The organism is Erwinia sp. 198, from assembly GCF_003937915.1.
GTDB classification, from domain to species: domain Bacteria; phylum Pseudomonadota; class Gammaproteobacteria; order Enterobacterales; family Enterobacteriaceae; genus Erwinia; species Erwinia aeris.
In genome coordinates this window covers 495,587-513,751 of the sequence record NZ_RHUM01000001.1, presented here as the reverse complement: position 1 = coordinate 513,751, position 18,165 = coordinate 495,587, and the positions used below count along the sequence as shown (strand labels likewise).

17 protein-coding genes are annotated in these 18,165 nt (G+C 58.2%); 3 read left to right on the top strand and 14 right to left on the bottom strand.

All coding sequences use genetic code 11. From position 1 onward, the window contains the following. Positions 1-32: 32 nt before the first annotated feature. On the bottom strand, positions 33-1,427 hold the full coding sequence (locus tag EGK14_RS02315) for a NarK family nitrate/nitrite MFS transporter (RefSeq protein ID WP_125287452.1): 1,395 nt from the start codon (positions 1,425-1,427) through the stop codon (positions 33-35). Positions 1,428-1,740: 313 nt separating this feature from the next. On the opposite strand from EGK14_RS02315, the gene narL reads away from it, so the two are divergent. From narL to EGK14_RS02300, 3 genes are all read left to right on the top strand, one after another. Then, complete coding sequence (gene narL, locus EGK14_RS02310; RefSeq protein ID WP_125287451.1) at positions 1,741-2,388, top strand: two-component system response regulator NarL; 648 nt, start codon at positions 1,741-1,743, stop codon at positions 2,386-2,388. Positions 2,389-2,709: 321 nt separating this feature from the next. Beyond that, the gene (gene mutS, locus EGK14_RS02305) at positions 2,710-5,262 is read left to right on the top strand and encodes a DNA mismatch repair protein MutS (RefSeq protein WP_125287450.1); all 2,553 of its coding nucleotides are present in this window, start codon (positions 2,710-2,712) and stop codon (positions 5,260-5,262) included. A 162-nt stretch (positions 5,263-5,424) separates the two neighbouring features. Beyond that, on the top strand, positions 5,425-6,729 hold the full coding sequence (locus tag EGK14_RS02300; protein ID WP_125287449.1) for a hypothetical protein: 1,305 nt from the start codon (positions 5,425-5,427) through the stop codon (positions 6,727-6,729). Positions 6,730-6,796: 67 nt separating this feature from the next. Here EGK14_RS02300 and rpoS read toward each other — a convergent pair whose 3' ends face one another. The 13 genes from rpoS to cysG form a co-directional block, all read right to left on the bottom strand. Continuing rightward, positions 6,797-7,789, bottom strand: a complete 993-nt coding sequence (rpoS, locus tag EGK14_RS02295; RefSeq protein ID WP_125287448.1) for an RNA polymerase sigma factor RpoS — start codon at positions 7,787-7,789, stop codon at positions 6,797-6,799. A 51-nt stretch (positions 7,790-7,840) separates the two neighbouring features. Further along, the gene (gene nlpD / locus EGK14_RS02290) at positions 7,841-8,908 is read right to left on the bottom strand and encodes a murein hydrolase activator NlpD (protein ID WP_125287447.1); all 1,068 of its coding nucleotides are present in this window, start codon (positions 8,906-8,908) and stop codon (positions 7,841-7,843) included. A gap of 156 nt (positions 8,909-9,064) precedes the next feature. Continuing rightward, entirely contained in the window at positions 9,065-9,691 is a 627-nt protein-coding gene (locus tag EGK14_RS02285) for a protein-L-isoaspartate(D-aspartate) O-methyltransferase (RefSeq protein WP_125287446.1), read from the bottom strand. Next, the gene (gene surE, locus EGK14_RS02280) at positions 9,685-10,446 is read right to left on the bottom strand and encodes a 5'/3'-nucleotidase SurE (RefSeq protein WP_125287445.1); all 762 of its coding nucleotides are present in this window, start codon (positions 10,444-10,446) and stop codon (positions 9,685-9,687) included. The genes EGK14_RS02285 and surE overlap by 7 nt, the downstream gene beginning before the upstream one ends. A gap of 77 nt (positions 10,447-10,523) precedes the next feature. After that, the gene (gene truD / locus EGK14_RS02275; protein WP_125287444.1) at positions 10,524-11,561 is read right to left on the bottom strand and encodes a tRNA pseudouridine(13) synthase TruD; all 1,038 of its coding nucleotides are present in this window, start codon (positions 11,559-11,561) and stop codon (positions 10,524-10,526) included. Beyond that, complete coding sequence (gene ispF / locus EGK14_RS02270) at positions 11,561-12,040, bottom strand: 2-C-methyl-D-erythritol 2,4-cyclodiphosphate synthase (protein ID WP_125287443.1); 480 nt, start codon at positions 12,038-12,040, stop codon at positions 11,561-11,563. The genes truD and ispF overlap by 1 nt, the downstream gene beginning before the upstream one ends. Beyond that, positions 12,040-12,750 (bottom strand): 2-C-methyl-D-erythritol 4-phosphate cytidylyltransferase, encoded by a 711-nt coding sequence (ispD, locus tag EGK14_RS02265; protein WP_125287442.1) that lies wholly within the window; start codon positions 12,748-12,750, stop codon positions 12,040-12,042. Before ispD ends, ispF begins: the two co-directional genes overlap by 1 nt. Positions 12,751-12,753: 3 nt before the next feature. Continuing rightward, positions 12,754-13,059, bottom strand: coding sequence for a cell division protein FtsB (gene ftsB / locus EGK14_RS02260; protein WP_125287441.1), 306 nt, complete (start codon positions 13,057-13,059; stop codon positions 12,754-12,756). 202 nt (positions 13,060-13,261) lie between these two features. After that, positions 13,262-13,579, bottom strand: a complete 318-nt coding sequence (locus tag EGK14_RS02255) for a DUF3561 family protein (protein WP_125287440.1) — start codon at positions 13,577-13,579, stop codon at positions 13,262-13,264. A gap of 56 nt (positions 13,580-13,635) precedes the next feature. After that, positions 13,636-14,241, bottom strand: a complete 606-nt coding sequence (cysC, locus tag EGK14_RS02250; protein WP_125287439.1) for an adenylyl-sulfate kinase — start codon at positions 14,239-14,241, stop codon at positions 13,636-13,638. Continuing rightward, positions 14,241-15,668: a sulfate adenylyltransferase subunit CysN gene (gene cysN, locus EGK14_RS02245; RefSeq protein ID WP_125287438.1), complete on the bottom strand. Its 1,428-nt coding sequence runs from the start codon at positions 15,666-15,668 to the stop codon at positions 14,241-14,243. The genes cysC and cysN overlap by 1 nt, the downstream gene beginning before the upstream one ends. A 9-nt stretch (positions 15,669-15,677) precedes the next feature. Then, entirely contained in the window at positions 15,678-16,586 is a 909-nt protein-coding gene (cysD, locus tag EGK14_RS02240; RefSeq protein WP_125287437.1) for a sulfate adenylyltransferase subunit CysD, read from the bottom strand. A gap of 9 nt (positions 16,587-16,595) precedes the next feature. Continuing rightward, a complete protein-coding gene (cysG, locus tag EGK14_RS02235) occupies positions 16,596-18,002 on the bottom strand; it encodes a siroheme synthase CysG (protein WP_125287436.1) in 1,407 nt (468 codons plus the stop codon). Between the last annotated feature and the right edge of the window lie 163 nt (positions 18,003-18,165).

Genomic DNA, 18,165 nt, shown 5'->3' with positions numbered 1-18,165 from the left:
AGGCGGCGGAGGGACATCGCCTCCGCACGTTATCAAAATTTATTTTTGCGGCCGTAAACCAGCCAGGTGACGCCAACGCAAAGCAGATAGAAGGCGAGGAAGATTTTCATCGCGCCCGTCGGCGTGCCCAGCATGGACAGCGAAAGGCCAAACGTCTGCGGGATAAAAAAGCCGCCCAGCGCGCCGATAGCGGAGATAAAGCCGAGCGCGGCGGAGGTTTCGGTCACGGCTTCCCGCTGTGCGGTCTCCAGGCTTTTCCCTTCCGCGCTCGCTTTCTCCAGGGTGAGCCTGCGGAAAATCACGGCGATCATCTGGTAGGTCGAGCCGCTGCCCAGGCCGGCGGTTAAAAACAGCCCCATAAACACGGCGAAAAAGGCGCTAAAGGATCCGCTGGTGCCTTCGCCCGGCAGCGTCAGAAACAGCAGCGCGGCAAACAGCGCCATCAGCACAAAGTTAGCCAGCGTCACGCGTACGCCGCCCAGCCTGTCGGAAATAATGCCGCCCGCCGACCGCGCCAGCGCGCCCAGCAGCGGGCCGAAAAAGGCGTAGTGGAGAATGCTGATATCCGGAAACTGCGTTTTGGCGAGCATGGCGAAACCGGCGGAAAAGCCGATAAAAGAGCCAAAAGTCGCCAGATAAAGCAGCGCCATTACCCACAGGTGGCCGCGTTTCAGCACCGGCAGCTGCTCGCGCAGAGAAGATTTCGCCGCCGCCAGGTCGTTCATGCCAAACCAGGCCGCCAGCGTCGCGACAAGCAGAAACGGCACCCAGATCCACGCGGCATTTTGCAGCCAGATTGTTTCGCCGCTGCTGGTGTGCTGCGCGCCACCGCCGAAAGCGCCGAAAACGGCGATGGAAACGGCCAGCGGGGCGGCGAACTGCATTACGCTGACGCCCAGGTTGCCCAGACCGCCGTTAATGCCCAGCGCCCCGCCCTGCTGCGCTTTAGGGAAAAAAAAGCTGATATTGCCCATGCTGGAGGCAAAGTTCGCGCCCGCAAAGCCGCACAGCAGCGCGATCAGCATAAAAGTGCTGAAAGCGGTGCTGCTATCCTGCACGGCAAAGCCAAGCCACAGGCAAGGGACCAGCAGGATACCGGTGCTGAAAGCCGTCCAGCGCCGTCCGCCGAACACGGGGATCACAAAAGAGTAAGGGATCCGCAGCAGCGCGCCGGAAATGGAAGGCAGCGCCGTCAGCAGAAAAAGCTGCTCGGTGGTAAAGGTGAAGCCAACTTTGTTAAGGTTCACTGCAACGGCGCTGAACAGCATCCAGACGCAGAAAGCGAGCAGCAAACAGAAAACGGAAATCCACAGGTTACGGTTGGCGATGCGTTTTCCACGCTGCTGCCAGAACCGCTCGTTTTCCGGCTGCCAGTCCTGGATAACGGCACCGTTTTCTTCGGGTTGAAGAGGGGCAAGTTGCGTCATAGTCATCTCCGGTTTGATTGGAGCGCATTCTGCTTAACCGCTTCTGACCCCGGGTTGACGCAAATCAACGTGGATGCAGGTGAACTTTTACCTCCGTGCCGCCGCTGCGCCGGGGTGAGTAGAGACACAGGGGAAACATATTTATAAAATTCATGTAATTACTACACACAGAGCGGGCTTTTTTCCGCTACCCTGCGGAGAAGAGAAATTTATGGTTACTCCCTTAGTGGTATAGGGTTAACGTTTTTAATCGGTAAGATTAAGAGGCTGGCCGGGAATTATTTGCCGCCCTCTGACTGGGGAAAATCCAAGCGTGAAAGAAGAAGCCGCCACTATCCTGCTGATTGACGATCATCCGCTGCTGCGGAATGGCGTTAAGCAGCTGATTGAAATGGAAGAAAGTTTGCAGGTTATCGCGGAAGCCAGCGATGGCGCGCAGGGCGTCGTGCTGGCGGAACAGCACGATCCCGACCTGATCCTTTTAGATTTGAATATGCCAGGCATGAACGGGCTGGATACGCTGGTGCAGCTGCGCACTATCGACCTTTCCGGGCGTATCGTGGTGTTCAGCGTCTCCGATCATGAAGATGACGTGGTAAACGCGTTAAAACACGGCGCGGATGGTTATCTGCTGAAGGATATGGAGCCGGAAGCGTTGCTGAAAGCGCTGTATCAGGCCGCCGCCGGCCAGATGGTGTTAAGCGAAAAGCTGACCAACGTGCTGGTGGCCAGCCTGCGTGAATCACGCCCGACAGAAGCACGCGACGTGGAGCAGCTGACGCGCCGCGAACGCGATATTCTGAAGCTAATCACGCTGGGGATGACCAATAAAGCCATTGCCCGCAAGCTGTCGATTACTGAAAGCACGGTAAAAGTGCACGTTAAGCATCTGCTGAAAAAAATGAAGCTGAAATCCCGGGTGGAAGCGGCCGTCTGGGCGCTGCAAAACGGTCACGGCTGATAAAAACTTTCTTCGCTCCGCTTTTCCTTTCCCACAGTAGCTGCCGGACAAGAATACGCTTCACCTTCTGCCGCTGAACGGTTTCGCCAGCGCATCGCTTTCATTTTTATTTTTCGTACAAGATTTGCGGCGTGTCTCTGGCTTTTACCTGTGACAGCATCGATCGCGCTGCGTTACTATAGCCCTCAGAAAAAGGCGCCGCTCTCGTGCCCGTCACCTGCGCTGACCTCGCTGGTGCGCCTGCCCAATCACCGTTTTGAAGTAAAACTCAGCGTCCCGCGCCGACTTTATATTCAATGGACTGGAAAAGAAGACCTGATAATGACCACTGACAATCTTTCTTCCCACACCCCCATGATGCAGCAGTACCTGCGTCTGAAAGCCGAGCATCCGGAGATCCTGCTGTTCTACCGCATGGGCGATTTTTACGAGCTGTTCTATGACGATGCCAAACGCGCCTCTCAGCTGCTGGAAATCTCGCTGACCAAACGCGGCGCTTCCGCTGGCGAACCGATTCCGATGGCTGGCGTCCCGCATCATGCCGTGGAAAACTACCTTGCGAAACTGGTGCAGCTGGGCGAATCGGTGGCGATCTGCGAACAGATCGGCGATCCGGCGCTGAGCAAAGGCCCGGTCGAGCGTAAAGTGGTGCGCATCGTCACGCCCGGCACCATCAGCGATGAAGCGTTGCTGCAGGAGCGTCAGGACAATTTACTGGCGGCCATCTGGCAGGGTTCGCGCGGCTTCGGCTACGCCACGCTGGATATCAGCTCCGGCCGCTTCCGCCTGGCGGAGCCGACCGATCTGGAAACGATGGCAGCAGAGCTACAGCGCACCAATCCGGCGGAGCTGCTCTATCCCGAAGATTTTGCCGCCATGTCGCTGATTGAAAATCGTCGTGGCTTACGACGTCGTCCGCTGTGGGAGTTCGAGGTGGAGACCGCGCGCCAGCAGCTGAACATGCAGTTCGGCACCCGCGATCTGAACGGTTTCGGCGTCGAGCAGGCGCAGTTTGCGCTGCGGGCGGCAGGCTGCCTGCTGCAATACGTCAAAGACACCCAGCGCACCTCGCTGCCGCATATCCGCTCGCTGACGATGGAGCGTCAGCAGGACGGCATCATCATGGACGCCGCCACGCGCCGCAATCTGGAAATCACCCAGAACCTGGCGGGCGGCATCGATAACACGCTGGCTTCGGTGCTGGACAGAACCGTCACGCCGATGGGCAGCCGCATGCTGAAACGCTGGCTGCATATGCCGATCCGCGACACCGCAACGCTTATCAACCGGCAGCAAAGCATCGGCGCGCTACAGGATTTTACCGCCGAGCTGGCGCCGCTGCTGCGGCAGGTTGGCGATCTGGAGCGTATCCTCGCCAGGCTGGCGCTGCGCACGGCACGCCCGCGCGATCTGGCCAGAATGCGTCACGCTTTTCAGCAGCTGCCGGAGCTGGACGCGCTGCTGGTTGACAGCGACGTGTCGCATCTGCAAACGCTGCGCCAGCAGATGGGCCAGTTCGACGAGCTGCGCGAACTGCTGGAAAACGCCATTATCGATTCGCCGCCGGTGCTGGTGCGCGATGGCGGCGTGATTGCGCCAGGCTATAACGAAGAGCTGGACGAGTGGCGCGCGCTGGCGGACGGCGCCACCGACTATCTGGACAAGCTGGAAATCCGCGAGCGTGAAAAGCTGGGGCTGGATACGCTCAAGGTCGGTTTTAACGCCGTGCACGGCTACTATATTCAGGTCAGCCGTGGGCAAAGCCATCTGGTGCCGATCAACTACGTACGCCGCCAGACGCTGAAAAACGCCGAGCGCTATATTATTCCCGAGCTGAAAGAGTATGAAGACAAGGTTCTGACCTCGAAAGGCAAGGCGCTGGCGCTGGAAAAGGCGCTTTATGACGGGCTGTTCGATCTGCTGCTGCCGCATCTGGAAGCGCTGCAGATCAGCGCCGCCGCGCTGGCGGAGCTGGACGTATTAAGCAACCTGGCCGAGCGCGCCTGGACCCTGAACTTCAATTGTCCAACCTTTACCGATAAGCCCGGCATCAGACTGACCGGCGGCCGTCATCCGGTGGTCGAGCAGGTGCTGAAAGAGCCGTTTATCGCCAACCCGCTGACGCTGTCACCGCAGCGCCGCATGTTGGTGATCACCGGGCCGAACATGGGCGGTAAAAGTACCTATATGCGTCAGGCCGCGCTGATAGCGCTGATGGCTTTTATCGGCAGCTACGTTCCGGCGGAAGAAGCGGTCATTGGCCCCATCGACCGCATCTTTACCCGCGTTGGCGCGGCGGACGATCTCGCTTCCGGTCGCTCAACCTTTATGGTCGAAATGACCGAAACCGCCAATATTCTGCATAACGCGACGGAATACAGCCTGGTGCTGATGGACGAGATCGGACGCGGCACCTCAACCTACGACGGTCTTTCTCTTGCCTGGGCCTGCGCGGAAAGCCTGGCGAACCGCATCAAAGCGATGACGCTGTTCGCCACGCACTATTTCGAGCTGACCACGCTGGAAGAAAAGATGGAAGGCGTCGCCAACGTGCATCTGGATGCCGTGGAGCACGGCGACACTATCGCCTTTATGCACAGCGTGCAGGACGGCGCGGCCAGCAAAAGTTACGGCCTGGCCGTTGCCGCGCTGGCAGGCGTGCCGAAAGAAGTGATCAAGCGCGCGCGGCAGAAGCTGAAAGAGCTGGAGGCCAGCTCGGCAAGCGCGGCCGCAGGCAGTGCGGAAGGCCCACAGCTGCCGCTGCTGGTCGAAGAGACGTCTCCGGCCGTTGAGGCGCTGGAAGCGTTAGATCCCGACACGCTGTCGCCGCGTCAGGCGCTGGAATGGATTTATCGTCTGAAATCGCTGGTTTAGTTTCAGGCTGACGGTTCAAACACAGGCCCGCCTCACGCGGGCCTTTTGCTGGCAATGGAACTATCCCCTCTTCTCTCCCACGTAATGACAGTGATAAAGCGCCAGCGGCCTGCGTCGCGCCGTTTTGTCCGCGTCATTTCATCTAATCCTGTGGAGAGTGCCATGAATATGAGAGTGAATCCCGGTGGGATCAACAGCGAGGCAATTAACGTGGGCCAGTTGTCCACACGCTTTACCAAAATGCAGAATGGCGATATTGCCGCTCCCCCGGAAAAGGGCGGACTGTTGCAATATGGCGGCGCACAGGGCACCACTACGCAGAAAAGCTCTACAGCATCGCTCGGTTCAGACTATAAAACGCTGATTGATTCGCTGATAAAACAGGGCAAAGAGGAGCTGAGCAAGATCAAGGAGCAGCTGGCGCAGCAGCAATCTTCAGGCACCGGCGCGCAAAACGGCTCCCCTACCGCCAACAACACGCAGAACGTCATGTCGCAGCTGCAAACGCTGCTCGACAGCATTACCAAACTGCTTAAACAAAGCCAGGAGAGCCAGCAGCCTTCCGGCAACAGCGGCACTACCGATACCCAACTTAGCAATGCGCTGTCTCAGCTTAAGGAACTGCTCTCTTCGCTGGGCGCGACGGCCACAGGCTCAGCTGGCAACGTTGACGCTAATGCGAACGCCGGCGGGCAGGCGATGCCAGCCAGCGAAAAGGACACCAGCGTTCCGCCTTCCAGCAGCACGCTGTTTAAAAACATGGATGGCGATAACCGTACCGCCGATCAAATCATCAACGATAATCCGGTGTTGAAAAATCTGGGCAATCAGAAGGATATCAAGCAGAGCGAGCTGAAAAAGCAGTTCGGCGACTGGACGGCCAATAACCCGGACGAGAAAAGCCGCGCGCTGGCCGCCAAAAACATGTCGTACTTTTTGAATAACGTTAAGGCGCTGGATAACCGGGAAGGCGGCGATCGCGGTAAAATCTCTACCAACGGCAAAATCGAAGGCCTTACCAAAAGCGGCGACGCCCGTCACGGCACGGAAGCGGCGATCGTTAAGGACGTGGCGGAACAGGGGCTGGATAAAGCCTTTCCAAAAGACGGCAGATTAACCACCACCAATGACAAAATGGTCAACCTGAACGGCACCACTAAAAGCGGTTTTCAGGGCATTTGCCTGACGTTGGGCAAGGCGCTGGCCTTTATTCCCGGGCTCAGCAACGTGCTGACCGGCATGGGGCGCGCAGAAAGCACCAATCCGTGGGATGTGATTAAGGGCGGCATTGTGGGCGGCGTGAAAACTTCGTTTGACGCGCTAAAAGGCATGGCGCAAGGGCTGTTGACCGGCAAAGTTACACCGATGCAGATGCTGATGAACGCTTATAAAGGCGCGATGATGGATACCTACGCGATGCAGGATGTGAAGTCCGACGCAAAAGAGAAGGCAAAGGAGGCTGTCTGATTTACAGACAATAAAAAAGCGGTGGTTTGCACCACCGCTTTTCGCTTTCACTCTTTAAGCGCCCGCATTATTCGCGAAACAAGGCTTCAATGTTCAGTCCCTGAGCCTGCAGAATTTCCCGCAGACGACGAAGACCTTCAACCTGAATCTGGCGAACACGTTCACGGGTCAGACCGATTTCGCGACCCACATCTTCTAACGTTGCCGCTTCGTAGCCTAACAGGCCGAAACGACGCGCCAGCACTTCACGCTGTTTGGCGTTCAGTTCGAACAGCCATTTGACGATGCTCTGCTTCATGTCATCGTCCTGGGTGGTATCTTCCGGACCGTTGTCTTTCTCGTCGGCCAGGATATCCAGCAGCGCTTTCTCAGAATCTCCGCCTAACGGCGTGTCAACTGACGTGATGCGTTCGTTGAGGCGCAGCATACGGCTGACGTCATCAACGGGTTTGTCCAGCTGTTCGGCAATTTCTTCCGCGCTTGGCTCGTGATCCAGCTTGTGGGCCAGTTCGCGGGCGGTACGCAGATAGACGTTCAGCTCTTTAACAATATGGATTGGCAGACGGATGGTACGGGTTTGATTCATGATCGCCCGTTCAATCGTCTGACGGATCCACCAGGTAGCGTAAGTAGAGAAACGGAACCCACGTTCAGGGTCAAATTTCTCTACCGCGCGGATCAGGCCCAGGTTACCTTCCTCAATCAGATCCAGCAAAGCCAGACCACGATTGCTGTAACGACGGGCGATCTTCACTACCAGACGTAAGTTACTTTCAATCATGCGGCGACGAGACGGAATGTCACCACGCAGAGCACGACGAGCGAAGAAAACTTCTTCCTCTGCCGTGAGGAGCGGTGAATAACCGATCTCCCCCAGGTAGAGCTGCGTCGCATCCAAAACACGTTGTGTAGCGCCTTGTGACAACAGCTCTTCTTCAGCTATATCGTTATCAGCAGGTTCATTTCCGACAAGAGCCTTCTCATCAAAAATCTCAGCTCCGTTTTCGTCGAATTCCGCGTCTTCATGTAACTCATTAACTTTCAGCGTATTCTGGCTCATAAGCGGCTCCTACCCGTGATCCCAGGGCAGAACAACCAGGGTTCTGCCGGTTTATCGCTGCGGCAAATAGCGCAACGGGTTTACGGATTTCCCCTTGTAACGAATTTCAAAATGCAATCTAACCGAACTGGTGCCGGTACTGCCCATTGTCGCAATCTTCTGACCCGCTTTTACTTCCTGCTGCTCGCGGACCAGCATCGTGTCGTTATGGGCATATGCACTCAGGTAGTCATCATTATGTTTGATGATAATCAAGTTGCCATAACCGCGCAGCGCATTCCCGGCATACACAACGCGCCCTGAGGCGGTCGATACAACGGGCTGTCCTCGCGATCCCGCGATATCGATACCCTTATTGCCACCTTCGGAAGCAGAAAAGTTATCGATAATCTTCCCGTCGGTCGGCCAACGCCAGCTGCCTACCGGAGTAGAGCTGTTCGTTGTGCTGCTGACGGTCGGAGCACTTACCGGCGCTGTCGTCGTTGCGACAGTATTTGTACCGGCTGAAGGTAACATTTTACCCTCACTTGGTTTACCTGAATCCTCAGAATACGTAATAACCGGCTGACGTGCAACCGTTGTGCTCTTCATTTGCGCAGTGGTCGGACGATCGGGCACGCCGCCCGCCGTTGCATCCGCTGCGGTAATAGCATTGCCGCCAGTCAGGGTGCCGCCGGAGCCGTTACTAACCTGCAACTGCTGGCCCACATTGAGGCTGTAAGGCGCGGAGACATTATTTCGTTCGGCTAAATCACGGAAATCGTTGCCGGTGATCCAGGCAATATAGAACAGCGTATCGCCGCGTTTAACGGTGTAAGTTTCGCCGCTGTAGCTACCTTTCGGAATATTCCCATACGAGCGGTTATAAATGATACGCCCATTTTGTGTAACAACATTTTCACTTCTGCCGCCGCTCGCGACCGGCGCGGCGCGGCCGGAGCCTGAGGCGATCGGCGGTGGCTGGGTGATTAATCCCCCGCCGCTGTTGGCGCTGCCGTTGCCGCCTACCGAGCTGATTGGCGCCTGTGCGTTATCGCTGGAACAGCCAGCTAACCAAAAACCAACGAGTGAAACCGCCGCAATACGGCGTAATTTTACTACCGGGCTTCCCGTGCTCATTTATATCCCCCGCTACGGCAAAACTGTGCGACCGCGCTCGGCTAACCCTGCGCCGGCAGCATTAAATTCTGAATAGATTGAATAGTAACAATATCGGCCGTTGCGTGCCATTAACAGATAGAAGCCATTAACAGATGCGTACAATTGGCCGTGCGCTCAGGCCAGATCGCCCTGAACCAGCGGCACAAACCGCACCGGCTCGATGGTTTCCACCAGGAATTCGCCGTTTTTACGCGTGATGCGCTTGAGCTGCTGCTGTTCGTCGCCGACCGGTAGCACCATGATGCCGCCCTCATCAAGCTGGTTCATCAGCTCGACCGGGATCTCCGGCGGCGCAGCGGTGACAATAATCGCATCAAAAGGGCCGCGCGCTGGCCAGCCCTGCCAGCCATCGCCGTGACGGGTGGAAACATTGTGGAGATCGAGCTGCTTCAGCCGCCGTTTCGCCTGCCATTGCAGGCCCTTGATACGTTCGACGGAGCAAACATGCCCGACAAGATGCGCGAGGATAGCGGTTTGATAGCCCGAACCGGTGCCGATCTCCAGCACGCGCGACTCGGGTTTCAACGCCAGCAGCGAGGTCATTTTCGCTACGATATAGGGTTGGGAAATGGTTTGCCCGGAGCCAATCGGCAGCGCCGTATTGTCCCAGGCTTTATGCTCGAAAGCTTCATCAACGAAACGCTCGCGCGGCACCGCTTCAATCGCCTTCAGCAAGGCTTCATCCGTGATGCCCTGCTGGCGCAGCTGGTCCAGCAGCGTTTCAATGCGGCGGTTTACCATTCGTTTTCAACTCCCGAACTGGCTAACCATGAAGCAACGACCTCCTGCGCGCCATGCGCGGTGAGATCGACATGCAGCGCGGTTACCGAGACGTAACCTTCTTCGACGGCAGCAAAGTCCGTATCGGGACCGGCGTCGAACTTTTCACCCGGCGGGCCAATCCAGTACAGCGTATGGCCGCGCGGATCCTGTAGCGGGATAGCCTGATCGCTGGGATGACGGCTGCCGCAGCGGGTCATGCGAATACCTTTAATTTCGCTGAGCGGTAAATCCGGCACGTTGATGTTCAGGATGCGGCCGGTACGCAGCGGCTCGCGCTGCAGCGCCCGCAGCAGAGAACAGGTTACGGCGGCGGCGGTGTCGTAATGCTGATGTCCATCCAGCGAAACCGCCAGCGCGGGCAGACCCAGATGCCGCCCTTCCATCGCCGCCGCCACGGTGCCGGAATAGATGACGTCGTCACCCAGATTCGCCCCGGCATTAATGCCGGAAACGACGATATCCGGTTTGGGACGCATCAGCGCGTTTACCCCCAAATAGACGCAGTCGGTAGGCGTGCCCATCTGTACCGCAATATCACCGTTGGGATAGCTGAAGGTGCGGAGCGGCGTTTCCAGCGTCAGCGAGTTAGATGCGCCGCTGCGGTTACGATCCGGCGCCACCACCTGAACCTCTGCAAACTCGCGCAGGGCGGCTGCCAGCGTCTGAATACCCGGCGCGTGGATACCGTCATCATTACTCAGCAATATTCGCATCTGAAATTTAACCCCTTCTTTTCAATCTGTTGGGTATCATATCATCCCCGACCGCCGCCTGGGCGCGCCTTTTGCGCCTATTCCGCTACGTCCGCCTCGCCGTCCGGCTGGTTAAGCACTTCGCGCACCAGGCTGGTGGCAAAGCTGCCCGCCGGCAGCCAGAAGGAAAGCTCGACGGTGGCATCATCCCACCAGCTCCAGCGCAAATCACGCGGCACCACCAGCGCGGCGCGACGAGCCGCCTCTACGCGCTCGCGCGCCAGCAGCGCAATCAGCGCCGTTTCGTGCGCCAGGCTTTGCTGCTCAAACGCCAGCGCCTCGCCCTGGGTACCCGGTTCGCCGCTGCCCGGCAGCTGTGCCGTCACGCGCAGCTCGTTATTCTCCGTACGCGCCTGCAGCGTGGGCAGCTCCTCTTCGGCGGCCACAAACCAGCTGCCGCGTCCGACAAGCTGCAATGCATCGCCCGGCATCACGCGGGTCAGCGATCCCATTTTGCTCAGGCGATCGCTGACAACCTGATTAAATAACGCGCTGCGCGCGGCAGAAAGTAAAAAGCTACGCTTGTTACGCTCGCGTACGCGGATCTCATCCGCTGCCCAGCGCTGCGCCATAATCAGGTTGTTGTTGGCATGGCCGAAACGCTGCTCGCCAAAATAGTTCGGAAATCCGCCCTGCGCTATCTGCTGCAGGCGCTGCTCAACCGATCCGCGATCGGAGATCTGGCGCAGGATAAGCGTAAAGGCATTGCCCTGTAGCGCACCTGTGCGCAGCTTACGGCGATGCCGCGCGCTCTCCAGCACTTCGCAGCCTTCCAGCTGAAATGCGGTAAAATCCGGCGTCTCTTTGCCGGGCACGCGCAGGCAGAACCACTGCTCGGTTACGGCGTGACGATCTTTCATGCCGGCAAAGCTGACGTCGCGCGGATGAATTTTAGCGAACTTCGCCAGCGCCTCGGCCACAAAGCGGGTATTGCAGCCGTTTTTACGAATACGCACCAGTACCTGTTCACCGTCGCCGTCCGGCCGGTAGCCCAGATCTTCGATCACCACGAAATCTTCCGGGTTCGCTTTAACCACGCCGCTGGCGGCGGGCTGCCCATAAAGCCAGGCGGTCATTAAGCGTCAGCCTTGATCAGCAACGCAACGGCTTCACAGGCAATGCCTTCGCCCCGGCCGGTAAAGCCCAGCTTTTCAGTGGTGGTCGCTTTCACATTAACGCAATCCATATGGATGCCCAGATCTTCCGCGATATGAATGCGCATCTGCGGCACGTGCGGCAGCATTTTCGGTGCCTGAGCGATAATAGTCACGTCGACGTTACCAACGCGATAGCCTTTTTTCTCAATCTGACGCCAGGCTTCACGCAGCAGCTCGCGGCTGTCTGCGCCTTTATAGGCCGCGTCGGTGTCGGGGAAAAGCTTGCCGATATCGCCCAGCGCCGCCGCGCCCAGCAGCGCATCGGTCAGCGCATGGAGCGCTACGTCGCCGTCGGAATGGGCCAGCAGCCCTTTCTCATAAGGAATTCGCACGCCGCCAATAATCAGCGGGCCTTCGCCGCCAAACGCGTGTACATCAAAACCGTGGCCGATACGCATTATGCGCTCTCCTTATTATGTAATTGAGTCAGGTAAAAAGCGGCCAGCGCCAGATCTTCCGGTCGCGTCACCTTGATATTGTCGCTGCGGCCGACGATCAGTTCGGGATGATAGCCACAATATTCCAGCGCGGAGGCCTCATCCGTGATGGACGCGCCTTCCTGCAGCGCCCGTTGCAGGCAGTTACGCAACAGCTCCAGCGGAAACAGCTGCGGCGTCAGCGCGTGCCAGAGCGCCTCCCGCTCCACCGTATGAGCAATCGCCGGCGAGCCGGGTTTCGCGCGCTTCATGGTGTCACGCACGGGCGCGGCCAGAATGCCGCCGATGCGGCTGGTCGCGGTAATCGCCAGCAGGCGGTGTAAATCGTCGGGATGCAGACAGGGACGCGCCGCGTCGTGCACCAGCACCCAACGGGCGTCCGGGGCGGCATGCAGGCCGGCCAGCACCGAATCGGCCCGCTCTTTGCCGCCGGCGACCCAACGCACGCGAGGATCCCTGGCGACCGGCAGCGTAAAGAACCAGGGATCTTCTGGCGTGATGGCCACGATAATCTGATTGACCTGCGGATGCGCCAGCAGGCCGTCAATGGCGTGCTCAAGCACGCTCTTGCCGTTAATGCGAAGATATTGCTTAGGGCAGGCCGCCTGCATCCGACTGCCGACACCGGCAGCGGGCACAACGGCGATCACCTCAGTACCTGCGATAGTCATGTTTTATCGTTGTTGATTGGCCTGCGCGTTTTTACTGCGATCCGGCACAAGGCGATAGAAGGTCTCACCGGGCTTGATCATGCCCAGCTCATTGCGCGCGCGTTCTTCGATAGCTTCGGAACCGCCATTCAGGTCATCGATTTCCGCAAACAGCCGATCGTTGCGCGCTTTTAATTTGGCGTTACTGCTCTGCTGCACCGCAACATCGTCGTTAACGCGCGTATAGTCATGTAGGCCGTTCTTGCCCAGCCAGAGCGAATATTGCAGCCAGCCGAGTAGTACAAGTAACAGCAGCGTAAGTTTTCCCATCCCCGCCCCCTGAAAAACGGCTCAATCATCCCATAACTTTTCTCCCGACTCCACTGCGGCCTTGAAATAGCCGCCGTTTGGCGAATCGGTGAGCGTTCCACGGGGCTAAACAGCGTCGCCAGGCAACCTTCTGTTACCACCGGGCGCATTCAGACATCAGATTTTGCCCACGGGCGGGCAAACCTTACCACAATGAGGGCGATTACCAACCGCTCAGCAGCGTAAACAGCAGCCAGAAAAGGCCTATTACCACCACGATGGTGAGCAGGAGCGTCCAGATCAGATGGCCGCGCAGCAGCACGCTGGCGATAATACCGACCAGAACGGAGACGGGCAGCAGCGCGAGAAAGAAGGGCCAGGTATAGAGGAAGAAGAACAGCGTGTTAGAGCCGTAAAGCACAAAAGGGATCGCGAGCGCGAACCAGTAGCAGGCAAAGCCTGCCACTCCACCGGGAAAAGACCAGGAAGACTCTTCCTGACCGTCATCTTTGCGGGCCAGCATGGGCGTAACGTTATGCATAAGTATCCTGTTGACGCGTAATACGGCCCGCTCTGAGGCGTTTTGCCGCGGCTATCTCAGGCTTTGATAATATCGCGGTCACGCAGCAGATCTAACACCTGAACCCGTAAATTTGTTACCAATTGTTCGCCATCCAGACGAATTTCCGGACGTTCCGGCGCTTCATAAACGGCGTCGATGCCGGTGAAATTACGCAGTTCGCCGGCCCGCGCCTTTTTATACAGGCCTTTGGGATCGCGCGTTTCGCAGATAGCCAACGGCGTATCGACAAAGATTTCAATAAAGCGCCCTTCCCCAACCATATCGCGCACCATTTGCCGCTCTTCCCGATGCGGAGAGATAAAGGCGCTCAGCACGATCAGGCCCGCATCGACCATCAGCTTTGCGACTTCGCCGACGCGACGGATATTCTCTTTACGGTCGGCGTCGCTGAAGCCCAGATCGCGGCAGAGGCCGTGACGCACGTTGTCGCCATCAAGCAGATAGGTGCTGACGCCAAGCTGATGCAGCGCCTGCTCCAGCGCGCCCGCCACGGTGGATTTACCGGAGCCGGAAAGCCCCGTAAACCACAGTACCGCGCCCTGATGGCCGTGCAGCTGCTCGCGCTCCGCACGCGTTACCGCGTGCGAATGCCAGACAACGTTTTCATCGTGAGCGGCCATTATTGACCGCCTGAGATATCGCGAGCGCCCCAGTGTGGGAAGTGGCGACGCACCAGCGCATTAAATTCCAGTTCAAAAGCGCTGAAATCACCGGTCGCCTGCGCCGCCGCCTCGTTCGGTTCGCGGATCATGCCCGCGCCGACGGTAACGTTGCTCAGACGGTCAATAAAGATCATGCCGCCGGTAACCGGATTCTGCTGGTATTTATCCAGCACCATCGGCTCGTCAAAGGTCAGATCCACCAGGCCGATGCCGTTCAGCGGCAGGTTTTCTACCTGACGCTGTGCCAGACTGTTGATTTCCACCTGATACTGAATTTTTTCGACGCGCGCGCGGGTTTTCTTGCCGGCGATTTTAATATCGAAGCTTTGACCCGGCGCCAGCGGCTGTTCCGCCATCCATACCACGTCCACGCTGGCTGCCTGCACGGGCTTCAGCCCGGCGCTGGCGTCTACCAGCAGATCGCCGCGGCTGATATCGATTTCGTCCTTCAGCACCAGCGTAATCGCCTCGCCGGCCTGCGCTTCCTGCAAATCGCCGTCAAAGGTCACGATGCGGGCGATGGAAGACTCCACGCCGGATGGCAGCACCTTCACGCGCTGGCCAACCCGTACCGTTCCCGATGCCAGGGTGCCCGCATAGCCGCGGAAATCCAGGTTAGGCCGGTTCACGTACTGCACCGGGAAGCGCATCGGCTGCTGTTCCACCACGCGCTTAACCTCGACGGTTTCCAGCACGTCCAGCAGCGTCGGACCAGTGTACCAGCCCATCGCCTCGCTCGCGGAGGCGACGTTTTCGCCTTCCAGCGCGGACAGCGGCACAAAGCGGATATCCAGATCGTTCGGCAGCTGTTCGGCAAAATCCAGATAGTCCTGTTTAATTTGCTCGAACTTCTCTTCGCTGTACTCGACCAGATCCATCTTGTTAATAGCCACCACCAGGTGCTTGATGCCCAGCAGCGTGGAGATAAAGCTGTGACGACGCGTCTGATCCAGCACGCCTTTACGGGCGTCAATCAGCAGAATGGCCAGGTCGCAGGTTGATGCGCCGGTCGCCATGTTGCGGGTGTACTGCTCGTGCCCGGGCGTGTCGGCAATAATAAATTTGCGCTTTTCAGTGGAGAAATAGCGATAGGCCACGTCGATAGTGATGCCCTGTTCCCGCTCGGCCTGCAGGCCGTCCACCAGCAGCGCCAGATCCAGTTTCTCGCCCTGGGTGCCGTGACGCTTGCTGTCGTTGTGCAGCGAAGAGAGCTGATCTTCATAAATCTGGCGCGTATCGTGCAACAGGCGGCCAATCAGCGTGCTTTTGCCGTCGTCGACGCTGCCGCAGGTCAGAAAGCGCAGCAGGCTTTTGTGCTGCTGAGCGTGCAGCCAGGCTTCCACGCCGCCCTGGTCGGCAATTTGTTGTGCAATGACGTTGTTCATCTCGGCTCCTTAGAAATAACCCTGGCGTTTCTTCAGCTCCATCGAGCCGGACTGATCGCGGTCGATCACGCGCCCCTGACGTTCGCTGGTGGTTGAAACCAGCATCTCTTCGATGATCGAAGGCAGCGTCTGCGCTTCGGATTCCACCGCGCCAGTTAGCGGCCAGCAGCCCAGAGTACGGAAACGCACCATCCGCTCCTCAATCTTCTCGCCAGGCTGTAAATCGATACGGTCGTCGTCAATCATCATCAACATGCCGTCGCGTTCCAGTACCGGACGCTTAGCGGCCAGATACAGCGGAACAATGTCGATATTTTCCAGGAAGATATACTGCCAGATATCCAGCTCGGTCCAGTTAGAGAGCGGGAAAACGCGGATGCTTTCGCCTTTATTGATCTGGCCGTTGTAATTGTGCCACAGCTCAGGACGCTGGTTTTTCGGGTCCCAGCGATGGAAACGGTCGCGAAAGGAGTAAATACGTTCTTTCGCGCGGGATTTTTCCTCGTCGCGCCGCGCGCCGCCGAACGCGGCGTCAAAGCCGTATTTGTTCAGCGCCTGCTTCAGCCCTTCGGTTTTCATAATGTCGGTGTGCTTGGTGCTGCCGTGCACGAAGGGATTGATGCCCATCGCCACGCCTTCCGGGTTTTTATGCACCAGCAGCTCGGCACCAATCTCTTTTACCGTACGGTCGCGGAATTCGTACATTTCACGAAATTTCCAGCCGGTATCCACGTGCAGCAGCGGGAAAGGCAGCGTGCCCGGATAGAACGCTTTACGCGCCAGGTGCAGCATCACCGAAGAGTCCTTGCCGATAGAGTACATCATGACCGGATTGCCGAACTCTGCCGCCACTTCACGGATGATATGGATACTTTCCGCTTCCAGTTGACGCAGGTGGGTGAGTCGTTTTTGATCCATAACTTTTCCTCAAGCCAAATTCACAACGGCGGACGCCCGCTGCGCTGAATGTTGAAACCACGCCAGCTGCTGATGCAGGTTGACCACTTCCCCTATCACTAACAGGGCGGGCGTTGGCGCACGTTGTGCCAGTTGTTCTAATTCCTGTAGCGTACCGGTCAGCACCTGCTGATCCTGACGCGTGCCGCGTCCGATCACCGCTACCGGCGTTTGCGCGTCGCGGCCGTGGGCGATAAGCTGCGCCGAAATTTCAGCGGCTTTTACCGTGCCCATATAAATAGCCAGCGTCTGCCGCGCTCGGGCAAGCGATGGCCAGTCCATCTCTTCGCCGTCGGCCCGACAATGGCCGGTAATAAACAGCACGCTTTGCGCATGGTCGCGATGCGTCAGCGGAATGCCGGCATAGGCCGTCGCGCCTGCCGCTGCGGTCACGCCCGGCACCACCTGAAAAGGAATGCCCGCCTCAACCGCCGCCTGAAGCTCTTCGCCGCCGCGACCAAAAATAAAAGGATCGCCGCCCTTCAGGCGCACAACCCGCTTGCCCTTCTTCGCCAGCTCGACCAGCATCCGGTTAGTCTCTTCCTGCGGCACGCTGTGTGCGCTGGCGCGCTTGCCCACGCAGATGCGGTCGGCGTCGCGTCGGACTAAATCCAGCACCTCGTCGCTGACCAGATGGTCGTACAGCACCACGTCCGCCTGCTGCATCACCTGCAGCCCGCGCAGCGTCAGCAGGCCGGCATCGCCAGGCCCCGCGCCGACCAGGATGATTTCGCCCTGGCTCGCTTCCGGATCGTCCAGCTGGCGAGCCAGCGTCTGTTCCGCGCCCGTCAGATTGCCGGAAGCGATCTGGCTGGCGAAAAGACCGTTAAACGCCTTTTCCCAGAAGCGGCGGCGCTCTGACATTTTGCTCAGCCGCTGCTTGACTCTGTCGCGCCAGCTGCCGGCCAACGCGGCCATCTGCCCCAGATGGGCGGGCAACAGAGACTCAAGCTTTTCACGCAGCAGGCGCGCCAGTACGGGCGCCGTACCGCTGGAGGAAATAGCCACTACCAGCGGCGACCGGTCGACAATAGAAGGGAAAATAAAAGAGCATTTAGGCTGGTCATCGACCACGTTAGCCAGCAGCCTGCGCTCGCTGGCATCGTCAAAAACGCGGCTGTTCAGTTCGCCGTCGTCGGTGGCGGCAATCACGAAATAGACCAGATCGAGCTGGGTGCTCTGATAGTCGCGAGCAATCCACTCGACTTCGCCGCTCTCCTGCAGCGCTGTCAGCTCTTCGCACAGCTCACGTGCGGCAATCTGCACCCGCGCGCCTGCGCGACGCAGCAGTTCGATTTTGCGCGCGGCCACGTCGCCGCCGCCAACCACCAGCACAGGTTTGTTTCGGATGTCTGCAAAAAGGGGAAGATAATCCACGTCAGCCTTGCTAAATAACAAAAAGTTAACGCGACTATAGGGCGGCGGCGGAGGCTTATGAAATTACTAATTGGAATGAGTAGTTACCGAATGGAATAACGTTTCGGTAAAGCTACGCACAAAATGTGCTTAGCGGAGCGATTTCAGGGGCTTTCAGAAGGAT